At 45.2% G+C, this 4,224-nt stretch carries 4 protein-coding genes; 2 read left to right on the top strand and 2 right to left on the bottom strand.

What is annotated here, in order from left to right; translation table 11 throughout:
* Together WBV27_RS07050 and lpdA (WBV27_RS07055) are read left to right on the top strand one after the other, a co-directional pair.
* A partial coding sequence (locus WBV27_RS07050) for a 2-oxo acid dehydrogenase subunit E2 (RefSeq protein ID WP_424200664.1) occupies nucleotides 1-663 on the top strand: 663 nt, incomplete at its 5' end.
* 9 nt (nucleotides 664-672) lie between these two features.
* Nucleotides 673-2,079, top strand: coding sequence for a dihydrolipoyl dehydrogenase (lpdA, locus tag WBV27_RS07055; protein ID WP_424200666.1), 1,407 nt, complete (start codon nucleotides 673-675; stop codon nucleotides 2,077-2,079).
* A 66-nt stretch (nucleotides 2,080-2,145) separates the two neighbouring features.
* On the opposite strand, the gene lpdA (WBV27_RS07060) is transcribed toward lpdA (WBV27_RS07055), so the two are convergent.
* Complete coding sequence (gene lpdA / locus WBV27_RS07060) at nucleotides 2,146-3,552, bottom strand: dihydrolipoyl dehydrogenase (RefSeq protein ID WP_424200666.1); 1,407 nt, start codon at nucleotides 3,550-3,552, stop codon at nucleotides 2,146-2,148.
* Between the two features lie 9 nt (nucleotides 3,553-3,561).
* Nucleotides 3,562-4,224: 2-oxo acid dehydrogenase subunit E2 (locus tag WBV27_RS07065; protein WP_424200664.1), on the bottom strand; the 663-nt coding region annotated here is incomplete at its 5' end.

A 4,224-nucleotide genomic window follows, 5' to 3' on the forward strand; every position in this document is an offset into this window, starting at 1 on the left:
ATTGCGAAAGCAATGGTCAACAGCAAACATACAGCGCCTCACGTAACCTTATTTGATGAAGTTGAAGTGTCCAAATTATGGGATCACCGCAAGAAATTCAAAGATGTTGCTGCAGCGCAAGGAACAAAACTTACTTTCTTGCCGTATGTCGTTAAGGCTTTGGCAGCGACTGTACGTGACTTCCCTATCCTGAATGCATCCATCGACGATGCCGCTCAAGAAATCGTATTGAAAAACTACATCAACATCGGTATCGCTACAGATACAGACAATGGTTTATACGTACCAAACGTCAAAGATGCAAATACAAAAGGCATGTTCAAAATTGCCGATGAAATCAACAACATGGCTGCACAAGCCCATGACGGCAAACTGGCAGCTGCGGATATGAGAAATGGTTCTGTTACAATCAGCAACATCGGTTCTGTTGGCGGCGGATTCTTCACACCAGTCATCAACTACCCTGAAGTGGCCATCCTAGGTGTTGGAACGATTGCGCAACAAGCTATCGTCAATGCAGAAGGCGAATTGGCAGTCGGTCGCGTAATGAAACTTTCATTGAGTTTCGACCACCGTATCGTTGACGGCGCAACTGCTCAAAAAGCAATGAACAACATTAAGAGATTATTGGCTGATCCAGAATTATTATTGATGGAAGGGTGAGAATAGACAATGGTAGTAGGCGATTTCGCAGTTGAGTTAGATACAGTTGTTGTTGGAGCAGGACCTGGTGGCTATGTAGCTGCCATCCGCGCTGCACAATTAGGACAAAAAGTAGCAATCATCGAAAGAGAATGGATCGGAGGCGTTTGTTTGAACGTCGGTTGTATCCCTTCAAAAGCATTGATTTCTGCTGGACATCATTATCAAGAAGCTTTGGATTCCTCGGTTTTCGGTATCACAACTGAAAATGTGAAACTGGACTTCTCGAAAACACAAGAATGGAAAGACAACAAAGTCGTCAAAACATTGACGTCCGGTGTTGAGTACTTGTTGAAGAAAAACAAAGTTGAAATTATCCGTGGGAATGCATTCTTCAATGACGGAGAAACCTTGCGTGTCTTCACTGAAGATGCAGCACAAACGTATACTTTCAAAAATGCGATCATCGCTACTGGTAGCCGTCCGATCGAAATCAAAGGCTTCAAATTTGGCGGACGCGTCATCGATTCCACTGGCGGATTGAATTTGACTGAAGTTCCTAAGAAATTGGTCATCGTTGGTGGCGGTGTCATCGGTACTGAACTAGGCGGAGCATACGCTAACCTAGGCGCTGAAGTGACCATTCTTGAAGGATCTCCACAAATTTTGCCGACATTCGAAAAAGATATGGTCAAGTTCGTTGAAAAATCATTCCAAGAAAAAGGCGTTACAGTCGTCACGAAAGCAATGGCTAAAGAAGCCATCGACAACGGAGACAGCGTAACCGTCAAATATGAAGCAAACGGTAAAGAAGAAGTTATCGAAGCTGACTACGTAATGGTTACTGTCGGTCGCCGTCCAAATACGGATGACTTGGGTCTTGAAGTAGTCGGAGTTGAAATGACTGACCGTGGTTTGGTTAAGGTCGATAATCAAGGCCGCACAAATGTAAAACACATTTTTGCGATCGGCGATATCGTTCCTGGTGCTGCCTTGGCTCATAAAGCCAGCTATGAAGCTAAAATTGCTGCTGAAGCGATTGCAGGACACCCTTCTGCAGTTGATTACCGCGCTATGCCAGGGGTTGCCTTTACGGATCCTGAATTAGCTACCATCGGCTTCACTGCTGCCGAAGCAAAAGACAAAGGCTTGGATGTAAAAGCATCCAAATTCCCGTTGTCAGGCAACGGACGCGCATTGTCATTGAACCAGACAGAAGGTTTTGTCCGTTTGGTTACGACAAAAGAAGATAACGTTCTGGTCGGCGCACAAGTTGCAGGTGTGAACGCCAGCGAAATCATCGCTGAGCTTGGTTTGGCGATTGAAGCGGGAATGAACGCTGAAGATATCGCGTTGACGATCCACGGTCATCCATCATTATCCGAAACAATCATGGACGCTGCCGAATTAGCTTTGGGCATGCCGATCCACATCTAATTCCAAAATAGTAACAGGTAAAGAGAATCCGGATCCGGATTCTCTTTACCTGTTACTATTTTGGAATTAGATGTGGATCGGCATGCCCAAAGCTAATTCGGCAGCGTCCATGATTGTTTCGGATAATGATGGATGACCGTGGATCGTCAACGCGATATCTTCAGCGTTCATTCCCGCTTCAATCGCCAAACCAAGCTCAGCGATGATTTCGCTGGCGTTCACACCTGCAACTTGTGCGCCGACCAGAACGTTATCTTCTTTTGTCGTAACCAAACGGACAAAACCTTCTGTCTGGTTCAATGACAATGCGCGTCCGTTGCCTGACAACGGGAATTTGGATGCTTTTACATCCAAGCCTTTGTCTTTTGCTTCGGCAGCAGTGAAGCCGATGGTAGCTAATTCAGGATCCGTAAAGGCAACCCCTGGCATAGCGCGGTAATCAACTGCAGAAGGGTGTCCTGCAATCGCTTCAGCAGCAATTTTAGCTTCATAGCTGGCTTTATGAGCCAAGGCAGCACCAGGAACGATATCGCCGATCGCAAAAATGTGTTTTACATTTGTGCGGCCTTGATTATCGACCTTAACCAAACCACGGTCAGTCATTTCAACTCCGACTACTTCAAGACCCAAGTCATCCGTATTTGGACGGCGACCGACAGTAACCATTACGTAGTCAGCTTCGATAACTTCTTCTTTACCGTTTGCTTCATATTTGACGGTTACGCTGTCTCCGTTGTCGATGGCTTCTTTAGCCATTGCTTTCGTGACGACTGTAACGCCTTTTTCTTGGAATGATTTTTCAACGAACTTGACCATATCTTTTTCGAATGTCGGCAAAATTTGTGGAGATCCTTCAAGAATGGTCACTTCAGCGCCTAGGTTAGCGTATGCTCCGCCTAGTTCAGTACCGATGACACCGCCACCAACGATGACCAATTTCTTAGGAACTTCAGTCAAATTCAATCCGCCAGTGGAATCGATGACGCGTCCGCCAAATTTGAAGCCTTTGATTTCGATCGGACGGCTACCAGTAGCGATGATCGCATTTTTGAAAGTATACGTTTGTGCTGCATCTTCAGTGAAGACACGCAAGGTTTCTCCGTCATTGAAGAATGCATTCCCACGGATAATTTCAACTTTGTTTTTCTTCAACAAGTACTCAACACCGGACGTCAATGTTTTGACGACTTTGTTGTCTTTCCATTCTTGTGTTTTCGAGAAGTCCAGTTTCACATTTTCAGTTGTGATACCGAAAACCGAGGAATCCAAAGCTTCTTGATAATGATGTCCAGCAGAAATCAATGCTTTTGAAGGGATACAACCGACGTTCAAACAAACGCCTCCGATCCATTCTCTTTCGATGATTGCTACTTTTTGTCCTAATTGTGCAGCGCGGATGGCAGCTACATAGCCACCAGGTCCTGCTCCAACAACAACTGTATCTAACTCAACTGCGAAATCGCCTACTACCATTGTCTATTCTCACCCTTCCATCAATAATAATTCTGGATCAGCCAATAATCTCTTAATGTTGTTCATTGCTTTTTGAGCAGTTGCGCCGTCAACGATACGGTGGTCGAAACTCAATGAAAGTTTCATTACGCGACCGACTGCCAATTCGCCTTCTGCATTGACGATAGCTTGTTGCGCAATCGTTCCAACACCTAGGATGGCCACTTCAGGGTAGTTGATGACTGGTGTGAAGAATCCGCCGCCAACAGAACCGATGTTGCTGATTGTAACAGAACCATTTCTCATATCCGCAGCTGCCAGTTTGCCGTCATGGGCTTGTGCAGCCATGTTGTTGATTTCATCGGCAATTTTGAACATGCCTTTTGTATTTGCATCTTTGACGTTTGGTACGTATAAACCATTGTCTGTATCTGTAGCGATACCGATGTTGATGTAGTTTTTCAATACGATTTCTTGAGCGGCATCGTCGATGGATGCATTCAGGATAGGGAAGTCACGTACAGTCGCTGCCAAAGCCTTAACGACATACGGCAAGAAAGTAAGTTTTGTTCCTTGCGCTGCAGCAACATCTTTGAATTTCTTGCGGTGATCCCATAATTTGGACACTTCAACTTCATCAAATAAGGTTACGTGAGGCGCTGTATGTTTGCTGTTGACCATTGCTTTCGCAAT

Origin of the sequence: Trichococcus sp., assembly GCF_049589555.1 — a bacterium.
Lineage (GTDB): Bacteria > Bacillota > Bacilli > Lactobacillales > Aerococcaceae > Trichococcus.

Bases quoted from the DNA above. Each gene is read 5' to 3' on its own strand.
- lpdA (WP_424200666.1), top strand. From the start codon at position 673: ATGGTAGTAGGCGATTTCGCAGTTGAGTTAGATACAGTTGTTGTTGGA.
- lpdA (WP_424200666.1), bottom strand. From the start codon at position 3,552: ATGGTAGTAGGCGATTTCGCAGTTGAGTTAGATACAGTTGTTGTTGGA.